Annotated in this window: 21 protein-coding genes; 11 read left to right on the top strand and 10 right to left on the bottom strand. The window is 31.8% G+C overall.

The window, feature by feature from the left end; genetic code table 11:
* Positions 1–36: 36 nt before the first annotated feature.
* Complete coding sequence (locus ATE84_RS08570; RefSeq protein WP_101447569.1) at positions 37–864, bottom strand: hypothetical protein; 828 nt, start codon at positions 862–864, stop codon at positions 37–39.
* Between the two features lie 165 nt (positions 865–1,029).
* Here ATE84_RS08570 and rpsO point away from each other — a divergent pair, with 165 nt between their 5' ends.
* The 11 genes from rpsO (at position 1,030) to ATE84_RS08515 (ending at position 13,934) form a co-directional block, all read left to right on the top strand.
* Entirely contained in the window at positions 1,030–1,299 is a 270-nt protein-coding gene (gene rpsO, locus ATE84_RS08565) for a 30S ribosomal protein S15 (protein ID WP_024772559.1), read from the top strand.
* Positions 1,300–1,516: 217 nt separating this feature from the next.
* Positions 1,517–3,703, top strand: coding sequence for a polyribonucleotide nucleotidyltransferase (locus ATE84_RS08560; protein WP_233195771.1), 2,187 nt, complete (start codon positions 1,517–1,519; stop codon positions 3,701–3,703).
* Between the two features lie 194 nt (positions 3,704–3,897).
* Positions 3,898–4,956, top strand: a complete 1,059-nt coding sequence (locus tag ATE84_RS08555; RefSeq protein WP_101447568.1) for a hypothetical protein — start codon at positions 3,898–3,900, stop codon at positions 4,954–4,956.
* Positions 4,957–5,179: 223 nt separating this feature from the next.
* On the top strand, positions 5,180–5,734 hold the full coding sequence (locus ATE84_RS08550; protein ID WP_101447567.1) for an RNA polymerase sigma factor: 555 nt from the start codon (positions 5,180–5,182) through the stop codon (positions 5,732–5,734).
* The gene (locus ATE84_RS08545; protein WP_101447566.1) at positions 5,727–7,202 is read left to right on the top strand and encodes a hypothetical protein; all 1,476 of its coding nucleotides are present in this window, start codon (positions 5,727–5,729) and stop codon (positions 7,200–7,202) included. Before ATE84_RS08550 ends, ATE84_RS08545 begins: the two co-directional genes overlap by 8 nt.
* A 253-nt stretch (positions 7,203–7,455) precedes the next feature.
* Positions 7,456–8,319 (top strand): RNA polymerase sigma factor RpoD/SigA, encoded by an 864-nt coding sequence (locus tag ATE84_RS08540; protein WP_024772554.1) that lies wholly within the window; start codon positions 7,456–7,458, stop codon positions 8,317–8,319.
* Between the two features lie 247 nt (positions 8,320–8,566).
* Complete coding sequence (locus ATE84_RS08535) at positions 8,567–8,974, top strand: BLUF domain-containing protein (RefSeq protein WP_101447565.1); 408 nt, start codon at positions 8,567–8,569, stop codon at positions 8,972–8,974.
* A gap of 181 nt (positions 8,975–9,155) precedes the next feature.
* The gene (gene rpe, locus ATE84_RS08530; protein WP_101447564.1) at positions 9,156–9,818 is read left to right on the top strand and encodes a ribulose-phosphate 3-epimerase; all 663 of its coding nucleotides are present in this window, start codon (positions 9,156–9,158) and stop codon (positions 9,816–9,818) included.
* 10 nt (positions 9,819–9,828) lie between these two features.
* Positions 9,829–10,959: a helix-turn-helix domain-containing protein gene (locus tag ATE84_RS08525; RefSeq protein WP_101447563.1), complete on the top strand. Its 1,131-nt coding sequence runs from the start codon at positions 9,829–9,831 to the stop codon at positions 10,957–10,959.
* Positions 10,960–11,054: 95 nt separating this feature from the next.
* On the top strand, positions 11,055–12,821 hold the full coding sequence (locus tag ATE84_RS08520; RefSeq protein ID WP_101447562.1) for an FG-GAP-like repeat-containing protein: 1,767 nt from the start codon (positions 11,055–11,057) through the stop codon (positions 12,819–12,821).
* Between the two features lie 150 nt (positions 12,822–12,971).
* The gene (locus ATE84_RS08515; RefSeq protein WP_101447561.1) at positions 12,972–13,934 is read left to right on the top strand and encodes a YpdA family putative bacillithiol disulfide reductase; all 963 of its coding nucleotides are present in this window, start codon (positions 12,972–12,974) and stop codon (positions 13,932–13,934) included.
* 51 nt (positions 13,935–13,985) lie between these two features.
* Here the strand turns inward: ATE84_RS08515 and ATE84_RS08510 are convergent, their stop codons facing one another.
* From ATE84_RS08510 to ATE84_RS26085, 9 genes are all read right to left on the bottom strand, one after another.
* Positions 13,986–14,687, bottom strand: a complete 702-nt coding sequence (locus ATE84_RS08510) for a Bax inhibitor-1 family protein (protein ID WP_025665008.1) — start codon at positions 14,685–14,687, stop codon at positions 13,986–13,988.
* Between the two features lie 70 nt (positions 14,688–14,757).
* Positions 14,758–15,624, bottom strand: a complete 867-nt coding sequence (locus ATE84_RS08505; protein WP_158237212.1) for a zinc-dependent peptidase — start codon at positions 15,622–15,624, stop codon at positions 14,758–14,760.
* Positions 15,625–16,198: 574 nt separating this feature from the next.
* A complete protein-coding gene (locus ATE84_RS08495) occupies positions 16,199–17,143 on the bottom strand; it encodes a tryptophan 2,3-dioxygenase family protein (protein WP_101447558.1) in 945 nt (314 codons plus the stop codon).
* Between the two features lie 387 nt (positions 17,144–17,530).
* Complete coding sequence (locus ATE84_RS08490) at positions 17,531–18,154, bottom strand: bifunctional 2-polyprenyl-6-hydroxyphenol methylase/3-demethylubiquinol 3-O-methyltransferase UbiG (protein WP_101447557.1); 624 nt, start codon at positions 18,152–18,154, stop codon at positions 17,531–17,533.
* Positions 18,155–18,431: 277 nt separating this feature from the next.
* On the bottom strand, positions 18,432–19,844 hold the full coding sequence (locus ATE84_RS08485; RefSeq protein WP_101447556.1) for a TolC family protein: 1,413 nt from the start codon (positions 19,842–19,844) through the stop codon (positions 18,432–18,434).
* Complete coding sequence (locus tag ATE84_RS08480) at positions 19,845–21,197, bottom strand: HlyD family secretion protein (RefSeq protein ID WP_101447555.1); 1,353 nt, start codon at positions 21,195–21,197, stop codon at positions 19,845–19,847. It abuts the gene before it with no gap.
* The gene (locus tag ATE84_RS08475) at positions 21,190–22,863 is read right to left on the bottom strand and encodes a peptidase domain-containing ABC transporter (RefSeq protein ID WP_101447554.1); all 1,674 of its coding nucleotides are present in this window, start codon (positions 22,861–22,863) and stop codon (positions 21,190–21,192) included. Before ATE84_RS08475 ends, ATE84_RS08480 begins: the two co-directional genes overlap by 8 nt.
* A 124-nt stretch (positions 22,864–22,987) precedes the next feature.
* Positions 22,988–23,245 carry a hypothetical protein gene (locus ATE84_RS08470; protein WP_143273598.1) on the bottom strand — a complete coding sequence of 86 codons (258 nt, stop codon included), beginning with the start codon at positions 23,243–23,245 and terminating at the stop codon, positions 22,988–22,990.
* Positions 23,246–23,301: 56 nt separating this feature from the next.
* Entirely contained in the window at positions 23,302–23,442 is a 141-nt protein-coding gene (locus tag ATE84_RS26085) for a hypothetical protein (RefSeq protein WP_158237211.1), read from the bottom strand.
* Between the last annotated feature and the right edge of the window lie 45 nt (positions 23,443–23,487).

The following is a 23,487-nucleotide window of genomic DNA, read 5'->3' as shown; positions in this document are numbered from 1 at the left end:
TAATATAATCACATTAAAGACTTGTAGATTATCAGGCTATAATCGAATCTCACGTTCTTCTCCATTATCATTAGTAAATACAGCTAAATTATCGCACTCTTCGTTACCATAATCTAATGAACCACTATAATTTGTTCTTACTAACTCAACAACACCACTCACCAAAAATCTACAGCTTGCCTCTCGTCGTAATGGTGTTGTAATTGTAGTACTATGTGTGCTTCCATTTTTGAAATTAGTTTCCCAGATGCCTGTAATTAAGAAAACATTATCTCCCCAATTACCATTAAAAGAACCTTCGATCCATTCACGAACCTTTGACCCCGTTCTGGATGCCTGCGTACCATCAGCAAAAGCAATCGTTAAATCAAGATTCATTGTATATTGAGGATTACCATTATCATTAGCTTTTTGTCTGGTTATGGTTTTAGACCCAACAAATTGAACATCATTAATAAAAAAGTCCTCGAGAGTATAGTTAATAATCTTTGTCATTGCTTCGGTATCTACCACGTATGACATATTCACCTTTCCTTTTACAATATGCCCTCCTCTAACTTCACATCCTTCAGTGCCAAAATCTACAATCACTTCTTTAGAAGTATCTGTAACCTCAATGGTTATAGTTGCACAGTCTGGTAAAAAAGGATGTGTTGCACTTTTTACAGCGCTTTCCTCATACTCATACACTTGTAAAAATGTATCACTTATTACCTCGGTTGCATTATCTACCTTGGCATTAAGTTCTGTTTCTTCAGTAGTAAAAGATGCCACCAATTGATCTTCAGTATCATCTTTATTACATCCTACTAAAATCAAAAAAAATAATGTGATTAAACTAAATTTAAATAAGTTACTTTTCATAATATTTAATTTTAACGTTACGATACTAAGACCATATATTATGTAAAACGTTTAATTACATTATGTTTTTTCATATAAAATGTATTTCTAATCCAAAAAATATTATATTTGCACGCTAATAGCAAAGAGCTATTTATACATAAAAATCATTTAAATAATATTGGAATGTATTTAACGAAAGAAGTTAAAGAAGAAATCTTCGCAAAGCACGGTAAAGGAAAGAATGACAGTGGTTCTGCAGAAGGTCAAATTGCATTGTTTACCCACAGAATTACTCATCTTACTGAGCACTTAAAAAAGAATCGTAAAGATTTTAATACAGAGCGTTCTTTAGTAAAGCTGGTAGGAAAACGTAGAGATCTGTTAGACTACCTTATTAAAAAGGATATCATGAGATATCGTGCAATTGTAAAAGAATTAGGATTAAGAAAGTAATAAAAAAGAGGCTGCATGCCTCTTTTTTTTATATTAAATAATTAAAAAACATTTGTACTTCACTAGAGTACGGATGCATGCCTTAGTTTTTCATTGGTCGCACAATTACTACAACAACACAACCTTGTCCGTCCGAGTAAGACGGAAACCAATGTTTAATTAAACATATCAGGATTTATCTGTATGATAAAACTGATACGTTAGAATCAAAAAAATTATGATTCCAAAAGTTTATAAAGAGGTCATTGACCTTGGTGACGGTAGAGAAATTTCTATCGAAACCGGAAAATTAGCAAAACAGGCCCATGGTTCTGTTGTTGTACAATCTGGCAAGTGTATGTTATTATGTACAGTTGTTTCAAATTACAAACAAAGTGATGTCGATTTTCTACCATTAACAGTAGATTATAGAGAGAAATTCGCAGCATCTGGTCGCTACCCTGGTGGTTTTTTCAAAAGAGAAGCTAGACCAAGTGATGGTGAAGTACTAACAATGAGATTAGTAGATCGTGTATTACGACCACTATTTCCAAAAGATTATCACGCAGAAACTCAGGTGATGATCCAGTTAATGTCTCATGATGATGATGTTATGCCTGATGCAATGGCTGGACTAGCAGCATCTGCAGCGATACAATTATCTGATTTCCCTTTTGAATGTGCCATTTCAGAAGCACGTGTAGGTCGTGTAAATGGTGAATTTATCATTAACCCAACAAGAGCGCAGTTAGAAGAATCAGATATCGATATGATGATTGGTGCTTCTGCAGATTCTGTAATGATGGTTGAGGGAGAGATGAAAGAGATTAGCGAAGAAGAAATGGTAGAAGCTATCAAATTCGCTCATGATCATATAAAAATACAATGTGCTGCTCAGCTTAAGTTAGCCGAAGCCTTTGGAAAAAAAGAGGTTAGAGAGTACGATCCGGAAAGAGAAGATGAAGATCTGGCTAAGAAAATTCATGAAATGGCATATGATAAAGTATATGCTGTTGCAAAAGCAGGATCTTCTAAAAAAGAACGTGGTTTAGCTTTTTCTGAAATAAAAGAAGAAATAAAAGCTACGTATTCTGAGGAAGAACTTGAAGATTTTGGAGATCTAGTATCTAAATATTATTCTAAAGCAGAAAAAGCTGCTATTCGTGATCTTACTTTAAACGAAGGATTACGTCTGGACGGTCGTAAAACTGATGAGATCAGACCAATTTGGTGTGAAGTTGATTATTTACCATCAACTCACGGGTCTTCTATATTTACAAGAGGAGAAACTCAAGCACTAGCAACAGTGACTTTGGGAACTTCTAGAGAGGCAAATCAAATTGATATGCCATCTTATGAAGGAGAAGAAACATTCTACCTTCACTACAACTTCCCTCCTTTCTGTACTGGTGAAGCACGACCTATACGAGGAACTTCTCGTAGAGAAGTTGGTCACGGTAACTTGGCACAACGTGCCTTAAAAGGAATGATTCCTGCTGATTGCCCATATACTGTGCGTATAGTATCAGAAGTACTAGAATCTAATGGTTCTTCTTCTATGGCGACTGTATGTTCTGGAACTATGGCATTGATGGATGCCGGAGTACAAATGGTAAAACCTGTTTCTGGTATTGCTATGGGATTAATTTCTGATGGTGAAACAGGAAAATATGCAGTTTTATCTGATATTTTAGGTGATGAAGATCACTTAGGAGATATGGACTTTAAAGTAACTGGTACTGCTGATGGTATTACGGCTTGCCAAATGGATATTAAAGTAAAAGGTCTTTCTTATGAAATTTTGGTAAACGCATTAAAGCAAGCTGCTGATGGTCGTATACATATTCTAGGAAAATTAACAGATACTATTGCATCGCCAAATGCAGATGTAAAAGCTCATGCTCCAAAAATGGTAACTAAAACAATTCCTGGAGACTTTATTGGCGCTTTAATTGGCCCAGGAGGTAAAGTAATTCAAGAATTACAAAAAACTACAGGTACAACTATAGTAATTAATGAAGATCCTGTTACAGAAGAAGGAAATGTAGAGATTCTTGGTACAAATCAAGAAGGAATTGATGCAGTATTAGCAAAAATCGATTCTATTACTTTTAAACCTGTTGTTGGTAGTGTATATGAAGTGAAAGTAATCAAAATGTTAGATTTTGGTGCCGTAGTAGAATATATGGAAGCTCCGGGTAATGAAGTTTTACTTCACGTTTCAGAATTAGCGTGGGAACGCACAGAGAATGTTAGCGATGTTGTAAACATGGGTGATATCTTTGATGTAAAGTATTTCGGAATTGATTCTAGAACTCGTAAAGAAAAAGTGTCTAGAAAAGCATTATTGCCTAGACCTCCTAGACCAGAAGGTGATAAGCCAAGAGGAGATCGAAAACCTCACAGAGATAAAAAAGAAAATTAATTTTTCTATACTATTTAGTAAAACGCCTTCAAGAATCTTGAAGGCGTTTTTTATTTCACTACACACAATCTAAATTCCAAACACATCCCCTTCTTATAAATTTTACTAATTATTGATTTAGATAAATAAGTTAATGTTACGCAACCATTTAGAGGCTACCAGTCTATAAGACAAAGACTTTAAATAATGTAACTATGACAACGTTTAAAACCCTACTGCTTAGCACCCTACTAATTTCAATGGTTTCCTGCCATAATGAATCCTTCGATCTATTTCCGGATAATATCCAAAAAATAGAAACAGATTCAGAATTATTCAATTCGTTAAAAAGTATTTCAGAAAACAAAAATGAAGATAATAAACTCGTCTGTATCACTTTTGTTTATCCTTTCAATGTATATCTTTTTGATGAAGATTCTGAAATTGTAGATAGTAGAATAGTCTACAATAATATAGATTTTGTAGGTCTTCTGGAAGACTCCGAAGGAAGTAATAGTGCAATAGGCCTAAGTTATCCCATAACCACCATTCTAGAAGATGGTAGTTCGTTTAGCATCCAGAACAATGCCGAATTAAAAAAAACCATAGAGGCTTGTATCGAATCAGAGATTATTACTTATTGTAATAGAATATTAGAAGAAAATTGCGTTTGGAAAATTACCTCTTCAACCAATAATCAAAACTATGATGATGCGTTACTAGATTTTTATGACGATGGAACCGGTATTTTTTATGATAAGGGTAATGCATACAGAACCTCGTGGGTATCCTTTTTTCTTGAAGGTAAATTACATATCAATATTCACCTTGAAGGGGATTCTGAAACAGCCAAAGATTGGAATTTTGATTGGAAAGCCGTGATAATAGATGATGAAACTGTAGAAATATCTAATGAAACCGATAAGTATATCATCAAAAGACAATGCAATGTTGAAAACTCATGTGATTATGTAGAATTTAAGGAATGTGAATTGAAAAATTTTGAAGAAACAGCCATTTTTATTTTTAATGATTACAAAGACTGTATTCTTTCTTTTCAGGAAAATGTAGATACTTCTTTATTAATAGTATCATTTTATCAAACCTATGAACATGCAGAACAAGAAACAAATATATTAGACTCATCTGCTTATCAAAACACAACTAATCCTCAAGTAGTTTTTGTTAACGTCAAAAATACAGACACCAACAAATCTAAAATAATTAGAATAGTTTTATTTGCTGAAGCCTGCGATAATAATGACGAGAGCTAATTGTTACTTTTAGCAATCTTTCCTAAAAACAAGGAAAGATTGCTTTTTTTTAAATCTTTTACGCAACCATCTAAAACAATTCAGTCTAAAAAGTAAACTAGTGATAATTTATGTAGTATTTTAAGTACCACATAGTGAAAATTAAAGGTGAAAATTGAGTTCTTTTTGTTTATTAAAAGTATTTCAGATTTCGATAAATAGTCTTTGCTAAGCTTAAAACCAATTGGACACAAGAAAGCTAATTAAGAAGTGCCAAAAAAACAACAGGAAAGCACAAAGTGAATTGTTTCACCTTTATAGGGATATACTATTTGCTTTGAGTCTTAAGTATTGCAAAAATTATGATGAAGCAGAAGATAATTTACAAGACTCTTTTATTACAATTTTTAAAAAGATAAATCAATATAGTTTTAAAGGTTCTTTTGAAGGTTGGATGAAAAGAATAACGATTAACAAAGCTATAGACAAATATAAAAAAACATCTTTTACTGATATAAATATAAATGAAGAGAATCTCGCAGATACCAGAATTGATTCTGAAACATTAAATCTTTCATTAGATGAATTACTAAAACACATACAAGAATTACCCGACAGATATAGATTGGTTTTTAACTTATATGAGCTGGATGAGTATTCTCATAAAGAAATAGCCAAGATGTTACATATTTCTGAAGGAACTTCAAAATCAAACCTACATAGAGCAAAAGTTATACTGAAAACCAAAATAACATCTAGTAACAATTGTTTAAAAAAAATTGCAATAAGTAATGGCTGACCCAAAAGACATAGGAAAAGCTTTTAAAGAAAAACTTAAAAGTTTTGATCAATCACCTAGTAATTTATCCTGGGAGGATATCGAACCTAAGTTACCCAAAAAAGAAGATAACACGCTTTCTTATTGGGCAAAAGTAGTAGGTGTACTTATATTTCTTTTGTTATTAATACTTTTTGCTGCTAATACATCTAACTATAATAGTATCACAGAAAACTCAATTAATACTAAAACAAAAAAACCAGTAACCCCAGAAAATTGCGAAGAAATAGATCCAGAAAATAACAAACTACAAATATCAGGTAATGAAGTTATAACAACAGTATCTATGTCACCCAAATCAAAACCTGACATCAATGATTTGCATACAAGTACGATAGAAAACAATTGGTCTTTATTATATAGTGAAACTAATAATGGTATTGGTTTATCATCAAATAAAAATGTTTCGAATACTAGTCTTCTATTAACAACAAATAAAATGCCGCTCCCTACTCACAAAACTAATCAACAGGCATCTAACACAAAAAAAGGTAGCAATAGAGATATTGAAGAAATAAAAAACAAGCCAAACACTTCTATTTCTAGTACAAAAACTAATCCTATAAATAGAGGGACCTCAATATCTGCAACCTCAACTACCAGTCAAACAACAACCAAAACGGATAATATTTTAAACAACAATCACAACAAAGTCTCTAAAAACAAAGAACGTAAAGATGATTCTCTAAAAACTCTAATAGCATCCAAAAAGAATACGAATATTACTAACCGTAAGAATAAGGATACATTAGTTTATATGAACCCAATAAAGAAAAAACCATTTCAGAAAGTTAGTGTTGGAGTACATATTACTCCAACATATATAATAGCCCCTAATGGTTCTTTGTTAAGCGACCATCTTACAAAAAACACAAATCGTGGCAGAATAAGCTTAAGTTATGGTATTCTCTTTAAAACATATTATACCGAGAAAATAGCACTAAGAGTTGGATTTAATAGATTAAAGTTAAGCAACAAAATAAAAAATGTACAAACCGATCAATTACCAATTATACTTAATGATTTGGGAATAATCTTACCCATTAATGATATCATAGGAGATTCTGAAAAAGTAGATGTAATACAAAAGACAATTTACAACGATATTTCATTTGGGTTACAATATCAAATCTTAGACAATCAGATTAGCACTTCACTAATAGGAGAATTAAGTTTTCTGTTTCTAGATGAAAATAATATTGCTATAAACACTGCTTCTAACAATTTTAAGTTAGGAAGCAATACTAATATTCTGAAAACAAATTTCAGTATTAATATTGGAACAAATCTTCGATATAAGCTATCAAAAAAAGTGTTTTTGAATGTTGAGCCTTTACTTAAGTATCAATTAAAAAATGCTAGTCAAAATTCTGAAAGTTATCGACCTTTATACTTTACAATTCAAACAGGAGTTTCTTATGAGTTCTAAATAATGTTCTGTACAGCATTGTTTTCTACATTCTTTATAAAATCCATTATTTTTTATTTTTTTTGAAAAAAAATATTTTTACAAAAAATAACCAAACTCCCATATATCGATACTTGAGGAAGTCCAACAAGCTATTCAAAAAATATTTTCTGTAAAAAAAAACAATCTTTTTGTAACATTTCGATAACATATTACGTATAATAAGTAAAAGGCCCTAAATATTCACAAAATTAAATTTCAAGGAGAACTATAGATGAGACAACTTAAAATTACGAAGCAGGTAACGAATCGTGAGACTGCATCGCTGGATAAGTATTTGCAAGAAATAGGAAAAGTAGACCTTATTACTGCAGATGAAGAGGTGGAATTAGCTCAACGTATAAAAGCTGGTGATGAGAGAGCTCTTGAAAAACTAACAAAGGCTAACCTTAGATTCGTAGTATCGGTTGCAAAACAATATCAAAATCAAGGTCTTACCCTTCCTGATTTAATTAATGAAGGTAACCTTGGATTAATTAAAGCTGCAAAACGTTTTGATGAAACTCGTGGATTTAAATTTATATCCTATGCCGTATGGTGGATTCGTCAATCTATTCTACAAGCTTTAGCAGAGCAATCTCGTATTGTTCGTTTACCATTAAACAAAATTGGTTCGATCAATAAGATCAATAAAACATATGCATTCTTAGAGCAGTCACATGAGCGCCCACCAAGTGCCGAAGAAATTGCAAAAGAATTAGACATGACCATCAATGATGTTAAAGAGTCAATGAAGAACTCTGGGCGTCATGTGAGTATGGATGCTCCACTGGTTGAAGGAGAAGATTCTAACCTTTATGATGTATTAAATTCTGGAGAATCACCAAATCCTGATAGAACGCTATTACATGAGTCTCTTCGCACAGAAATAGAACGCGCTCTAGAAACACTTACTCCTAGAGAAGCAGATGTAATACGACTTTATTTTGGCCTTGGAGATCAACACCCAATGACTCTTGAAGAAATTGGAGAAACTTTTGATCTTACACGTGAACGTGTACGTCAAATCAAAGAAAAAGCAATTCGAAGATTAAAACATACATCTAGAAGTAAAATATTAAAGACTTATTTAGGATAAATTCCTAAATTGCGGTTACAAACAGTTTTATAACATAACTGTTCGTTTTTTGATTGATGAATGACCTCCGGCTGATTACCGGAGGTTTTTTCTTACGGTAATCCGTAATTCCCTTACGGTAACCCGTAAAAAACTCATTTTTTTCGATAAAAATTGAAAATTCCTCCAACAGAACCCCTCAAATTCTGGCAAAAACACCCCAAAATTCGTATCTTTAAGTAGTTACCCCTCTAATATATAATTCATTATGCGATATATAATAAGTTATGTTAGTACGGTAAATCCCAACATATCAAATTCTGATATGAAAGCACTCATGAACTATGTTAGACTTAATAATAATGCTATTGGTCTTACGGGAATATTAATATATTCTGAGGGAAACTTTTTTCAAATTCTCGAAGGCGAAGAGCAGACCGTTAAAATGATGTTTGAAAAAATAAGAAAAGATCATCGACATCATAATATCATTAAAATGCTTGATAAAGAAATTGTAACCTCTCCATTCTCTGAATATCATTCTTCATTCACAGTAATATCTAATCATTATAATCAAAATGAATTACATCAATACTTAAAAAAAGAGGAAACAAATAATCCAGAACATTATAAAAGCATATCATATCTGGCTCAAAAATTCATGAACCTTAATTAACTAGTATTTATCCAAATATTAATAGTATACCAGTACTTTATAATTAGATCTATATCCTTCAACTAAGTTAATCAAACATGATTACAAATAATTTTAATTCTTTATCGATACAAATATTTCAAAACAGAGTTCTCTATAATTTAAACTTAAATAGTACTTTTGCGGGAAACAACAAAAATTTATGGCTTCAAAACGTATAGCCCCTTCAGTACTAGCTGCAGATTTCGCCAATTTACAGCGTGATGTAGAAATGATTAACAAAAGTGAGGCAGATTGGTTCCATATCGATATTATGGATGGTGTTTTTGTTCCTAATATTTCTTTCGGGATGCCTGTTTTAAGAGATATTGTAAAACATGCAACCAAGACCATCGATGTACATCTTATGATTGTAGATCCAGATCGATATATTAAAACTTTTGCAGATTTGGGAAGTAATATACTTACTGTACATTATGAAGCCTGTACACATTTACACAGAACACTACAAGCTATAAAAGCAGAAGGAATGAAAGCTGGTGTTGCAATAAACCCGCACACCAATGTAAGCTTGCTAGAAGATGTGATAAATGATATTGATCTGGTATGCATAATGAGTGTAAATCCTGGTTTTGGTGGTCAATCATTTATAGAAAATACTTATAAAAAAGTAAAACAACTTCGTGAGATTATTGTAAAAAACAATGCAAGTACACTAATTGAGATTGATGGAGGAGTAACTAATAAAAATGCAAAACAACTTATAGATGCCGGAGCAGATGTATTAGTTGCCGGAAGTTTTGTTTTTAAAAGTACTGATCCAAACCAAACCATTAAAGAATTGAAGGAGATCATAAACACTTAGTCAATAAAAAATGGAACAGAACCCTATTCCGTCTTTTGATACCTGGACATCAATTTTCCTAATCGTAAGCTCACTAGGGTTCTTCTTAAGTATTATTCTAAGTATTCGTAAAACAGGAAGGATCAATAACCTTCCTGTTGTTTTACTTATCTTAGGTTTTTCTTTTATTCTACTTCAATATGTGTTTTTCTGGACTAACTACGGGTCTGTATATCCTTATTTTTATTTTTTTGACTCTAGTTGGTATCTCGCATTTGGGCCTCTACTGTATGTTTATATTACAAGATTTTATAATAAAAATTTCAAAATAAGGTGGTATCACTTTGCACCAGCGATCTTATCATTTATTATTAATGGATACTATCTTATTACATCAGAAGGTTTTCAAAATCTTAATGATTATAAAGGTGATTTTCTTTTTTATCTCTTTTGGTCACTTCGCTCCCCTTGGTTGGTAGCTTTATCGCTAATAATTTATATAATCATAATAAAAGATTTTATCGCTTTTCATAAAAGCGATAAAAAGTCTCAATATGAGGTGATCAGAAAAAAATGGTCAAATTTTCTCATTAATTTATTCTTAGTCTTTATTATCGCCTACATAAGTTATTATGTATTGGTCAAATTTTCTTTTTTCAACATTCATTGGGATTATGCAATTTCTTTCTCAATGTCTATAGCTATCTATGGTATTGGCTATATGGTATATAAAGAACCTTCTATCTTTAACGGAGAATTATTATCCAATCTATTTTTTAAAGAAGAAAATCATCAAGAGTTAACCGAATCTACCAAAGATGAGTTTTACGATATGTTATTGTCATATATTAAAATAAATAAACCCTATTTAAACAATGATTTACGTCTAGTGCAATTAGCTGATAATATCGGTTTTTCTAGCCATATACTTTCTAAACTTATAAACGAAAAATCTAAGAAGAACTTCAACCAATTTATTAATGAATATAGGTTAGAAGAAGCTCAAAAACTACTTCTAGAAAATTCTGAAGCTAGTATTAAAACAATTTATTTTGATGTTGGATTTAATAACAAAGCTACTTTTAACACTGCTTTCAAAAATAAGTTCAATTGTACTCCATCTGAATACAAAAGAAAAAAAATGGAAATTCAGAACAACTAAATTCAAATTAAAAAAGGTTAAAAATTATAATTCTAAACCTATTCTCTTCTTGTTTTAGTGAACTTTAATCTTATAACTCTTAAAATCTTGAGCTTATGAGAACTTTATTTTTATTCATTTTTTACAGTTTTACTATTACCGTCTTTGCACAAAAATTTACACTAATCAAAGACAGTATTAATCCTATAGTATCTGATTCAACTATTCGAGGAACCTATTTTGGTACAGGGTGGACAGATATTGATAATGATAATAATTTAGATTTATTCTATGCAGGGACTATCTACAAAAACCTTGGAAACGGGAATTTTAAAATTGCAGAAGGCAGTACAACAATACCTGTTGCTACATCTCTAAACAGCTGCAGTTGGGCAGACTACGAAAATGATGGAGATCTGGATCTAATTTATTCGCGATTTACGGCACCATCTACCTTACAAACCAGAATTTATGCTAACGATGGTACTGGCCAATTTACCGAAACGAATACAATTTTAAATACAATCAACTCTGCCACCTGGAGTGTACAATGGTGTGATTATAATAATGATAGCTATATTGATTTTATTCTCACATTCGCCGACTTATTTCTTGGATCAAATCGATTTCCTAATCGTTTGTACCGAGGAAATAATGATGGTACATTTACCGAAGTAACAGAACCCTACGATTTTCTTACAGAAAAAGCAGCCTACACTGTATCTAATTGGACCGATTATGACGAAGATGGAGATACTGATTTATTTATTGCCAGTGGTCCTGCTACTGGCCCTACAGGAATCAAACATGATTTCTTATTTAAGAATCTACAAATCGAAACCGGAAAAGAAGGATTTGTAAAATTAACCAATACCGATCTCTCATTTGCAGAAGATCCACAAGATGGACAATGTTATAATGCAATTGATTATGACAATGATGGGGATCTTGATATTTGTCTTACCAACTATTCTGGAATCGGAAACAAGTTTTATATTAATACTTCTGGGGTATATCAAAATACCAATACCCCTTTTACTGCCAGTAACAATCAAAACTTATCCAATGCTTGGGGAGATTTTGATAATGATGGTGATTTAGATGTTATCATTACAGCTTCTAGTGCAATGGGTAGTGGGTATTTTGTTAATAATGGAGATGGGACTTTTACAGAAAACAATGCTAATCTTATTAATACAGCAACCTCTGGAAACTCTACCGGGGCAACTATCGGAGATTATGATAACGATGGTGATTTGGATTTCTTTGTTGTTGGTCAAGGTGTAAAAGGGCTTTTTAGAAATGATTTAACAGTAAAAAATCATTTTGTAAATATTAAACTCATTGGCAATCCTTCTAATAAAGCTGCCCTAGGTGCCAGATTAGAATTAATCACCAAAGTAAAAGGGAAATTGGTAACTCAAAAAAGAGAAATCTCTGCCTCAAATGCATTTATGGGACAAAACAGTTTGCGAGCTCATTTTGGACTTGGTAAAGCACCAAAAATTGAGAAACTCATTGTGTATTGGCCTTCCGGAAATGTAGATACATATACAAAACTAAAAGTGAATAAATTTTATACTATAGAAGAAGGTGAAAAAAAACCAATCGATCCACCTATTAAAAGAAACGACGACAACTCCAAAGTAATCGTGTATCCAAACCCTTCTAAGAACATGGTGAAAGTCAAAATTGATAATTTGGAAACAAGTATTCCGGTTACGGTAAAAATAATAGATGCCTCGGGGTTAAAAATTTCGGAAACCAATTTTAATATCAATCAGGAGATTATAGTAAACACTGCTTCTTTATCACCGGGAAATTATTTTTTAAACATTATACTAGGAAAAAAAACAGTTGTGAAAAAGTTAGTTGTTAAATAGTAGTTAACCACTACTTAGAAAAGGTGAGACTCATAACAGAAGCTCACCTTTTTTTGCATTAGAGATTACAAAAATCACTAGTTTTACAAGAGTAAGAATAAGGTATTGTTCTAAAAGCTAGAATTAGTGCCTTGTCAATATGATTTTTTAATGAAGCATATAGATTTGATAATTGTTGGCGGTGGACCTATTGGTATAGCCTGCGGTCTCGAAGCAAAGAAAAAAGGAATTGATTATTGTATTATCGAAAAAGGGCCCATCACTAATTCCTTATATAATTACCCTCTTAATATGCAGTTTTTCTCGTCTTCAGAAAAACTTGAAATTGATAATATTCCATTTATCAGTAACGAAGCTAAACCAAAGCGTAATGAAGATCTTGAATATTATCGTAGGATTGTAACTTCTAACGATTTAAATATTAATCTGTTTGAAAAAGTTAATACAGTTCTCAAAAAACAAGATACTTTTCATATCAAAACCGATAAAGAGCAATATACCTCTTCTTATGTAATCATTGCTACCGGGTTTTACGATCTTCCTAATACTATAGATGTTCCTGGAGAAGATTTGCCTAAAGTTTCCCATTACTATAAGGATCCTCATTTTTTTGCTAAACAAAAGCTAGCAATTATTGGTGCAAGTAATTCTGCTGTTGATGCTGCTTTAGAATGTTATAGAAAGGGTGCAGAGGTAACAATGCTGATTCGAGGGCCAGAAATAGGAAAACGTGTGAAATATTGGGTAAGACCAGATATTATAAACCGTATTGAAGAAGGTAGCATCAAAGTCTTCTACAATGTTACTATAAAAGAAATATTACCAAAAAAAATCGATATACAAACACCACAAGGAGAATTTAGTATTCCAAATGATTTCGTATTGGCACTAACGGGTTATAAACCAAATTTTAAATTTCTGCAAAAAATAGGGATTCAACTCTCTAACGATGAAAAATTATATCCTCAATATAATGAAGAAACCATGGAAACTAATATCAAAAACCTTTATTTGGCTGGAGTAATATGTGGTGGTATGGATACCCATATTTGGTTTATCGAAAACTCAAGAATTCATGCTAAAACAATATTAAATTCGATTACAGAAAAATAGCTACAAAAAAAGCCAGACTAGGTCTGGCTTCAATTTTATAGTAATTATCATTTAATCTCTAGAGAGAATACTTAATATGTACCAAAATAACAACATCAAAGAAGCGAATAATCCTAATGATGCTCCTACATATTGATCTTCAGAATATTTATGTACCATATTAGAGGTTTGATATAGGATCGATCCAGAAGCCAGAATTACCATCCCTACACTAAACCAAAGACCTAGATTAAATCCGAATAGTAAACCTGCTGCAATAAGTCCTATTGCAATAAAAAATCCAATTGCCAGTATAGATTTTAAAAACGAAAAATCTTTTTTGGTAATTAAAACAACAGCAGAAAGCCCTGTAAATAATGATAGAGTCAAAATTGCAGCCTGATTAAGAATATTAGCGCCTCCGCTTTCTGCAATCATCATAGCAATCCCTATAAGCGGAATAAAAATAAAAGCTTCTGCTACTACATATAACAACAATCCTAAATATTGCTGATTGATATTATGATTCTTAAATGCCATTTTCTCTGCATAATTTGTTGCCAGCATAAAACCGCCTAACATAACAAGCCATCTCCATCCTTGCGTCATAGAAAATGCAAAGTTTACAATAGGTTCTATTTGAAAAAATATCCATTCTACGATTACAAAAAGCAAAACAGCCATAGCAAGATGGGTATAGGTCTTTTTATAGAACGCAACCCTTTTTTCATCGGTGAGTGAACTAACAGGTAGTATTTGCTGAAATTCTTCCATATCTGATATATATATAATTAAAATTATTGATGGCTATAAATATAATTGTTTCTTGAAAATGATATCATAATTAATCCTCAAAATATCTAAAATTGAACATCTGTACGACATAATAGTATATCTCAGGAAATTGTTGTTTCAACTCCTCTGGTGATTCCATAAAAACTTCAACCAAAACTGCAATAAATTCAAATTTATCAGTATACGCATAATCTCTCAATATCTTAGAATCCACTATCCTTTTCCTTATTTCTTCAGCACCCAAATATTTTTCTAATAATAAAAAAGTATCATAAAAAATTTCACAGCTAATATTGTTGTTTTTTATAGAGTTATGATGAATCGCATGTGTTATTTCATGAACCCCTAAACTTTTCCCTTTATCCAGATGTAAATTTCCTTTTTGAAAATCTTTCCAGGATAAAGCCAATGCTCTGGATATAGGATTAAACTCTCCTATGTTTTCTGTTTTATTTAAAATTGAATAGAATGATGTTGGATATAAAACTATTGTTTCTAAATATTCTAACAGATAGTGGCGCATCCCAAAGGTAAGCTGTGTAACCATTATAGTCACTTGCATGCGCATAAAATCATCAATAGCTAACCCTTCTCTACCTACAAAACGAGTATCTTCAAGAAACCTGACTGTTCTATGTGCAAAATATCGCTTTCTTCTTTTATCAAGAGTAGTATAAAAATCATTCTCATCCAGAAACGCCTGTAAATGAGGAGGTAATTTCTTTGGAGTAAGATAAAAATGAATAAAATAAGGCCTTTTCTTATACTTTACATAAATTGATTCTAAATATCGTAAAACATAATATATACATATTGAAACAATTCCAACAGTAACAAATACCCCAAGTATATTTTGGAGTAATGTATTAGAAGTTTCTTCTTCAAACAATAACAAAGACGCTATATAAAGATTCAAAAAAAAGATAATGTAGGTTAAGGTTACTAAAAATAACGTTTTAGAAGCAAAAATGGTATTAAAATAACAATTTAACATTAATCCATTCTATTTCACACACTATCAGTTTTTTATATTTCAACTTTACAATATAAGTTCGTACAATAAATACAGCGAATATTAAAAAATCCATTCTTATCAGAAATTTAACTATTCTGCATGGACTTGGGAATGAAATTTGATACTCTTTGGCAGTTGGTGTTTAATTTTTAAAACCAGCATACCTAACACGACTAAATTTACAACCAATAATGTTTTCATTTAAGAGGAATCCCCCAGACTCATTAATCAACTTAGATCAACTATATAAAAATGTTATCTCAAAACTACCAATTGTTAATCGAATTAAATATTGTGAATCTCTAATGTATCGTACTACAGAAGATATATCAAACTCCAATTGTAGATTTACAAAAAGAAAATTAAAAAAGCTCTTAAAAGCTACTGAAATAGAACTGCAAGAACTGAATACTAATTAAGCTCTAGTTTTAAGTTACCATAAATTATATCAAAACTACAGATAGTAAAAATGAAGTTATGAAACCTTCTCATATCCTTCAAGATTAGTGATTCCCCAATTTTCGAGTTCTTCTTTGCTCCATAATTCTGGAAAAAATATACGCTTTTGATATTTTGGATGCATATATTTATGCCAATCACTACCCCCGGTTGCTTCTACATTAACTTTTCCGTGATCCAAGTATTTTGCTGCTGCATCATAATGGTGCATTACCCAATTAATGTTTACTGTATGATCATAATGGCGCATAGCATTAATCAACTCTGTATTTTTCTGATACTCTTCAGGAAGTTCTTTAAACTTTGTCCATAAATTAACTGTATTGTATTCTTTCATCCATTCGATCAATTCCTTTTTATACTTTGTTTCAAAATTGATCATCAATTTACTCTTCTTACCTGTTTTATGATCTGTGCCGGCCGCTTGCCAATACATATTATCAAAGGCATATTCATATGGAGTATTTCTATCGATTGTTTTTCTATATCTAAAATCGATTAAATTAATTAACTCTGTCGAAGCAATCTCTATTTTTCGATATTGTCCTGATTGAAATCCACTTGCTGGGGTTAAGGTATCTCTAAACTTCATGTACTGATCAATCTCCATTCCCTCTCCCATGATATCAAATGAATTTGAAAGCATATCAAAATACCTACTCACACGCATAAGATGCATTTCAAATTTTTTAGGCTCTATATTTTCAGTGTGAGAAATTTGGCTCATTTCCCAAAGAATCATTTTAAACAATAATTCATTAATTTGATGATACATGATAAATACCATCTCATCAGGCAATTGTGTTCGTTGGGTTTGTAAACCTAATAAGGCATCTACCTGAATAAAGTCCCAATATTTCATAGGTTCGGCATGCAATAAGCCAGACAGGTGTACATCTGGATCTTGCCCCATTGCAGTATATTTTTTATCTATAGCTTCTAATAATTCTTTTCTAGTCATAATGTTTATCTGTTTAATACGGATTTAAATACACTCACGATCTAATTCTGTTTTTATAATGCTCTACAAAATTATTCGAAGAAGGATAATCATACTAAATGAGTGTTGTTATGAAAAAATTCAACCTCAAATAGCAGATAATAAACTAGTAATCAAATTGAGATTATTATGAAAAAGGAGATTTTATATTAATGTAATTTGCAACACTAAGTAATAGATAGGTAGACTGATTGGAAATAAAATTTTTAGTCTTGCTCATTTTATAGAATTTTTTATGAATCTATCATTTTCTTTCTAAAATAGATTTCAGGAAACTATACTCATCTTATTGATAACAATAATTATTTCCCAATAAACAATCAAAGGTAATAAAGTTAATCATAAATGTTAATGATTACTACCTAATTTTCTTGCTATAAATCTAATCACACTCCCCTTCCCTATGTGATATTTACCTTCATTTAAAAGAATTTCTTCTTCTTCTAACAGTACTATTTCATAATTTTTAAAGTCGGCTATTATTTCTTCTTTAGAGTACAGCATATCAACATCTTTAGGACCTCCAACTTTAGGATTAAGGTTGTTGTGATGTATATGATTTTTGCTAAAAGCCTCTAAAATAATTATACCTCCTTCTTTGAGATAGTTATCTAATTTCTTGTGAAATATTGACTTCTTTTCAGCAGAAAAATGAGCATATACAAGTCCAATAATATCAAATATTTCTCTTTTAAACTTGAGTTGTTCTAAGTCTCCAACAATATATTCAAGAGTAACCCGATTCTCTTTTGCAAGTTGTACTGCTTTTAACTGCCCTTCTATACTTAGGTCAAACGAAGTCACTTTCCACCCTAATTGCGCTGCAAATACTCCATTACGTCCTTCTCCATCTGCTGGCATCAATATAGATCCAGCTTCAAATTTTGGAAGCCATTCTTTAAAAAATACATTTGGTTCTTTGCCATAAGCAAATTCTTGATTTTTATACCTTTTATCCCATTTCTCATTCATATTGATTCAGTTTACATTTTACTAATACATAAATTACAACTCATTATCTATCTACAAAAATAGTTCTCATCACAATCTATAGAATAGGATAAAATTGCATTTTAACAGGATTTACATGAAGTTATACCTAAGGTAAATCATACAGTATGTTTTTTGAAGAATTTGACAAAATATAAATATCTTCACTCTCTAGAAGAAATCATAACTGATATGATCTCATAACACTCTCCCTTTCCACCAAATCCATAACCATGAATTGTTACTTTCACAGTTTTGTTTAGATAGGCAACCCCAAAGTATTATACAAGTTAGCTGTTGCCATAAGCTGCTTAACACGTAATTTATTCTCTTTTAACTGTATATCAATCAGCTTTTGTTCACGTGAGTTTATAATAAATAAAGAGCTTTCTCCTAAAAAGAATTTGCGTTCTTCTGCTTTTACTAATGCTTTATAATCTATGACAATATCTCTTATTAATTGGTTTTGTTTAGAAAGTGAATTAATCTCAGCATATACCGCATCGATTTTATTTTGAAGAGTTGTTGCAGTGGATACACGTTCAAAATTGACATCTTGTAATTTCAAATTAGCCAATTGTAAGTCACCTCTTGCTTTGCGCAAAAACAATGGGAAACTAAAATTAACGAATGCTTTATAGTTCGCAGTATTTAATGTTCGTGCTTGGTCAATTTTTGGTGTTAAAAAATTATATTGAATATTTATTTTAGGCAATAACTTATTTAGTTTTAAAGAACGCTCTACAGTAAGCTCATCAATTTTAGCATCAAGACTTAATAACTTGGGGTGATTCCGAAGTAATCTTGAAGTATCTGTAATACCTTCTAATAAAAGTGAAGCTTCTAAAGCATCTAGCTTTGGTAATACCGGAACCACCTCTTCTCGAATTTCCATTGGTACATCATTTAGCCACAAATAATTACTAACTATCAGAGCTGCCTTTTTTCTTTTTAAAGAAGCTGCCTCTAGATTAAGTTGCCGGTTTTGTAATGTAATTCTGGCTTCAGTAATGTCAATAGCTGCCTTTTCACCCATTTCAACACTACGCTCTACGGCTAGAAGACGCGTATTTGCATTTTTTAGAAAAGTTATATAAATAAGCTCTTCATTAGTAACCTTTAACCACTCTAAATAAGCGCTACTAGCTTCAAACAATAGCGAATTAACAAGTAAATCTCTATCAGCTTTGGTCTGCTCTCTAAAGAAACGTGCTTTTTTAAGTGAAGCCATACGCTCATTAATCAAAAAGCCCTGAGCTAATGAGAATGAAATACCAGCACTATACAATCCTTTATCAGGTACAGTAAGATTTGGATTCAGGAATTCCCCCATATTCTCTTCAAAATTTGCTTTGAACTCAACACCATACCAAGTGGGTATTTTAAAGGTAGCACTTAGTTGATCGTAATATTCTGTATTTTTAAATTTCTTTCGGTCATAATCTACTTCAATTTTTGGATCAAATCCACCACGTGCCTTTAGCAAATTTGCCTCACCTACACTCAGTATAAGGTCGGCTTGTTTCAGTAATGGGTGATGTTTTTTTACATATCCTAAATATTCTTCAAAAGTAAGTACATTCTCTAATGAAAGATGCTTGGTTTGAGCTGCTAATATTTCAGAATAAACAAAAATAAAAAGCAACAATGTATATTTTAAAAGTGTCTTCATTTACTTCTTATCTTTTTTAGCTTGTTTATCTTCTGGAGTGTAATAATTGGGAGGAAAACCATTTAGTTGTCGCCATAATTCGTACCAAATAGAGACATCTTCTAATAAAGCAATAGTATATGCACCAGAGCCTACACGTACATTTTCTGGCCAGGGGTTATCCTCTTTATCTGGTGCGATTAGAACTCTAAACTTGCCATTTTTGCTAATAAATGTTTCAATAGCTACTACTTTTCCTGCATAGGTTCCAAATGATGCATTAGGCCAACCACTAAAGAAAATAGCAGGCCATCCATCAAACTGGACACGAACATTTTCACCTATATGCAGTAATGGTAAATCAATAGGGTTTACAAAAGTTTCTACGGCAAGATCATAGTTTGCTGGCATGATGCCTACCAACTTTTCTCCTTCTTTAAATGTTTCACCTATACCTCCTTTTATAGCTTTATTTATGTATCCATTCTGTGGCGCAGTAATATAATACATCGCATTGCGTATTTTATAACTAGAGGATTGATTGTCTAATTTTGATACCTGTGCTTCTGCTTCAAATTGATTTGACTCAGCTGTAAAGCGTTCACTTCTTGATTTTGCAATTTTGTTAGAATACTCTGCCATTATGCGACTTATTTCTAGTTGCGCATTCATTACAGAATTCTGACTAGCAAGTAGTTTATTTTCTTGTGATATAAGTTTCGCTTGTGTTTCTTGCAATTTCAACCGCTTTGCTTCTACATCCGTTACAGCTTTAAGGCCTTCATTTTGAAGCATTACGGTACGATTGTACTGTTTTTGGGCAATATCAAGATTCGTCTTTGCTGCCTGAAAATCAACACTATCACTCTTTACTTTAAATCGTGTTTGTTTTAGTTTATTTTTGGCTTGAGAAAGTTTTAATGTACGTTCGTTTATTAAGGCTGTTACCTGCCCTTTTAGTGCTTTAATTTTCTCTTGGTATGAAACTACCGAACGACTTTTTGCTTCACGTTGCTGATTAGTTCGCTCTACCAAACGAGGGTCTTGATACTCTGTTTTAATTTCAGAAATAAAAATAATAGTATCCCCTTTGGTAACATAATCACCTTCTTTTACGTGCCATTTTTCAATACGACCAGGAATAGGTGATTGTATAGTTTGTGGTCGCTGGTCAGGTGTAAGTGTTGTAACATAACCATTACCACTTACATTTTGAGTCCAGGGTAGAAAAAGTACAATGATTAGTATAAATGCAAACACGCCTAAAAAACGATTAAAATATTTATTGTGCCTTGAGGTAAACGCTTTCGCGAAAGCGGTATATCCCTCTAGTGACACTTTTTTATTTAACTGATTATGAGAAACGTTAAGCATTGTTCTTGTTTTTTGAGGTTATTTTTCCTTCTGAAATTTTAATCGTCTGATTACAATGAGATTTCCAGTAATTGTTTCGGCTAGAAACAACTAATGCCCAAGGTCTTTTTGGGGCGGTTAAATATTTGATTATTTGTTCTGCTTCCTCCTTTTCAAAATGCTCTAAAGGATCTTTAAGTAATAGTAGTTTAGGGTTATGTATAATAGCTCTGGCTAAAACAATACGCTTAGAAACTGTAAATGGTATTTGTTGTCCTTCAGAATATAGCATTGTGTTTATTCCTTTAGGTTGTTGTTTAATAAATGTAAGTAAACCAAGTTCTTTAAGTACTGTATGCAAATGTTCTTGAGAAATATCTTTTCTGCCAAATGTTATATTTTCATGAATAGTACCTTCAAATGGTAACTGTGACGGGATTACTTGTCCTATATATGAGCGATATTTATTGGGCCAAACTCCTTTTATAGAGACATCATTAACATATATAGAACCATTAGATGGTGTTAAAAGGCCCGATAATATTTTTAACAAAGTCGTTTTACCAGACCCAGAAGCTCCTTCAAAAAGTATTCTGTCTTTATGGTCTATGTTAAAATTGATATTACTTAAAACTTCTAGACCTCTTGGTGTTACATATTTTAAATCATCTAGTTCTATATGTAATTCATCGTCGTTTGCAAATGGATTTTCACCATCTTGAATCTCCAATTTTTTATCTACTACCTGTCCTATTTTTTCAAGTGATGTCAATACATCATAAAAAGGTTCTAATCCTTTTATCAATTTTTCTACAGAACTAAGTACTAGCAATATGATGATTTCGGCAGCTACAAACTGTCCTATATTCATCTGTTGATTGAGTACTAACAAACCACCTATAATTAAAAGTCCTGCAGTTACTAATATCTTAAACCCTATAAGCTGAATAAACTGGGTTACCAATACTTTAAAGTGATTTTCTCGTGCTTCTAGATAATTTGTTGTGTAATGATCGTTGCGCTTCATGGCAAGCCCAGTTGTACCAGATAACTTAAAGCTGATAAGTGAACGCGATATTTCCTGAATCCAATGTGCCACTTTGTATTTGCTCTTGGATTCAACAAGACTGGTTACTAAACCTTTCTTTGCGGTGAACTTGAATACAATGTAAATGAGCAATACTAGCAAGAAACCATAAATAATAAAAAATGAGTGGTAAAACGAAAGTAGCATTAAACCAAATATGATTTGTAAGACTGCAGCTGGAAAATCAATCAATATTTTGGATAATCCTTTTTGAATGGTTAAAACATCAAAAAAACGATTTGCTAACTCTGGCGGATAATAGTTGCTCAACTCTTCTATTTTTATTTTAGGAAATCTATAAGCAAATTCAAAAGAGGCTCTGGTAAAAATTTTTTGCTGCATATTTTCTAAAATGCGTATTTGCATCAATTGTAAAATTCCTTGAAATGCTACTCCCATTGTTACGAGAACCACAAGTACAATCCAAGAGGTAGACACCTGAGCTCCCTGAATAAGGTTTATGATGGCCTGTATTCCTAGTGGCAATGTTAAAGCTACCAAGCCAGCAAATATGGCGTAGTAAAAAATTTGACGAATATCTTTCTTATCGAGTTCAAGAAGGCTTAAAAATCTCTTCCAGGGTGATATTATATTTTCCATTTAACTAATAATTGGGTGTTAAAGGTTTGGGATCAATATGTATTAATCCTTACTATTTTTATGTAATTTGAATGAAGCGTCTCCTTAAGATGCAGGAAAAGCATTTGAAATAATTGAGGTTATTTTATGCCATATCTGGCGGTGGAATGAGAATTTCCATATGAAGACTACAATACATGTTTTGAGATGAATAGGTAGAAAATCTAATACCATATTCTAGATGATAATTACATAAGTTTAAAATCTGTAATTCATTTTTTTTATCTTCCTGCTGCTCTTCCTTCTCTATATTTTCTTCGTCATCTACTTCTACTAACCCATAATGAGAATCTGAGAGAAGGCTAAAGGTTTGAGCCAGAGGCTGTATAACTACAGTCAGCAATATTACTGATATTGTGAAGCTTTTAAAAAACACTAGTATGTTTATCCTACACAAATTCATTTTATAGTTTTTAGTGCGAGATCGTCGTAAAAACGAATAATATTGTTTTTACTCTCTTCAATATCTGTTAGTGAAAGTAAATACTTAGAGAAATAACGTTGATGATGCGCTCCTTCAATTACGGTTGAGATAAGCATGTGTAGAAATTCAAAAGCAATATCACTTATACTTCGTACTACACA

It is taken from the genome of Aquimarina sp. MAR_2010_214 (assembly GCF_002846555.1).
GTDB lineage: Bacteria > Bacteroidota > Bacteroidia > Flavobacteriales > Flavobacteriaceae > Aquimarina.
This window is presented reverse-complemented; position numbering and strand designations above follow the sequence as displayed.

What these genes read in the sequence shown, in the direction of transcription:
- ATE84_RS08525 (WP_101447563.1), top strand. Translation starts at nt 9,829, where the DNA reads ATGGAACAGAACCCTATTCCGTCTTTTGATACCTGGACATCAATTTTC.
- ATE84_RS08480 (WP_101447555.1), bottom strand. Translation starts at nt 21,197, where the DNA reads ATGCTTAACGTTTCTCATAATCAGTTAAATAAAAAAGTGTCACTAGAG.
- ATE84_RS08535 (WP_101447565.1), top strand. Translation starts at nt 8,567, where the DNA reads ATGCGATATATAATAAGTTATGTTAGTACGGTAAATCCCAACATATCA.
- ATE84_RS08560 (WP_233195771.1), top strand. Translation starts at nt 1,517, where the DNA reads ATGATTCCAAAAGTTTATAAAGAGGTCATTGACCTTGGTGACGGTAGA.
- ATE84_RS08540 (WP_024772554.1), top strand. Translation starts at nt 7,456, where the DNA reads ATGAGACAACTTAAAATTACGAAGCAGGTAACGAATCGTGAGACTGCA.
- ATE84_RS08570 (WP_101447569.1), bottom strand. Translation starts at nt 864, where the DNA reads ATGAAAAGTAACTTATTTAAATTTAGTTTAATCACATTATTTTTTTTG.
- ATE84_RS08555 (WP_101447568.1), top strand. Translation starts at nt 3,898, where the DNA reads ATGACAACGTTTAAAACCCTACTGCTTAGCACCCTACTAATTTCAATG.
- rpsO (WP_024772559.1), top strand. Translation starts at nt 1,030, where the DNA reads ATGTATTTAACGAAAGAAGTTAAAGAAGAAATCTTCGCAAAGCACGGT.
- ATE84_RS08485 (WP_101447556.1), bottom strand. Translation starts at nt 19,844, where the DNA reads ATGAAGACACTTTTAAAATATACATTGTTGCTTTTTATTTTTGTTTAT.
- ATE84_RS08475 (WP_101447554.1), bottom strand. Translation starts at nt 22,863, where the DNA reads ATGGAAAATATAATATCACCCTGGAAGAGATTTTTAAGCCTTCTTGAA.
- ATE84_RS26085 (WP_158237211.1), bottom strand. Translation starts at nt 23,442, where the DNA reads ATGCTTATCTCAACCGTAATTGAAGGAGCGCATCATCAACGTTATTTC.
- ATE84_RS08545 (WP_101447566.1), top strand. Translation starts at nt 5,727, where the DNA reads ATGGCTGACCCAAAAGACATAGGAAAAGCTTTTAAAGAAAAACTTAAA.
- ATE84_RS08510 (WP_025665008.1), bottom strand. Translation starts at nt 14,687, where the DNA reads ATGGAAGAATTTCAGCAAATACTACCTGTTAGTTCACTCACCGATGAA.
- rpe (WP_101447564.1), top strand. Translation starts at nt 9,156, where the DNA reads ATGGCTTCAAAACGTATAGCCCCTTCAGTACTAGCTGCAGATTTCGCC.
- ATE84_RS08495 (WP_101447558.1), bottom strand. Translation starts at nt 17,143, where the DNA reads ATGACTAGAAAAGAATTATTAGAAGCTATAGATAAAAAATATACTGCA.
- ATE84_RS08515 (WP_101447561.1), top strand. Translation starts at nt 12,972, where the DNA reads ATGAAGCATATAGATTTGATAATTGTTGGCGGTGGACCTATTGGTATA.
- ATE84_RS08490 (WP_101447557.1), bottom strand. Translation starts at nt 18,154, where the DNA reads ATGAATGAGAAATGGGATAAAAGGTATAAAAATCAAGAATTTGCTTAT.
- ATE84_RS08520 (WP_101447562.1), top strand. Translation starts at nt 11,055, where the DNA reads ATGAGAACTTTATTTTTATTCATTTTTTACAGTTTTACTATTACCGTC.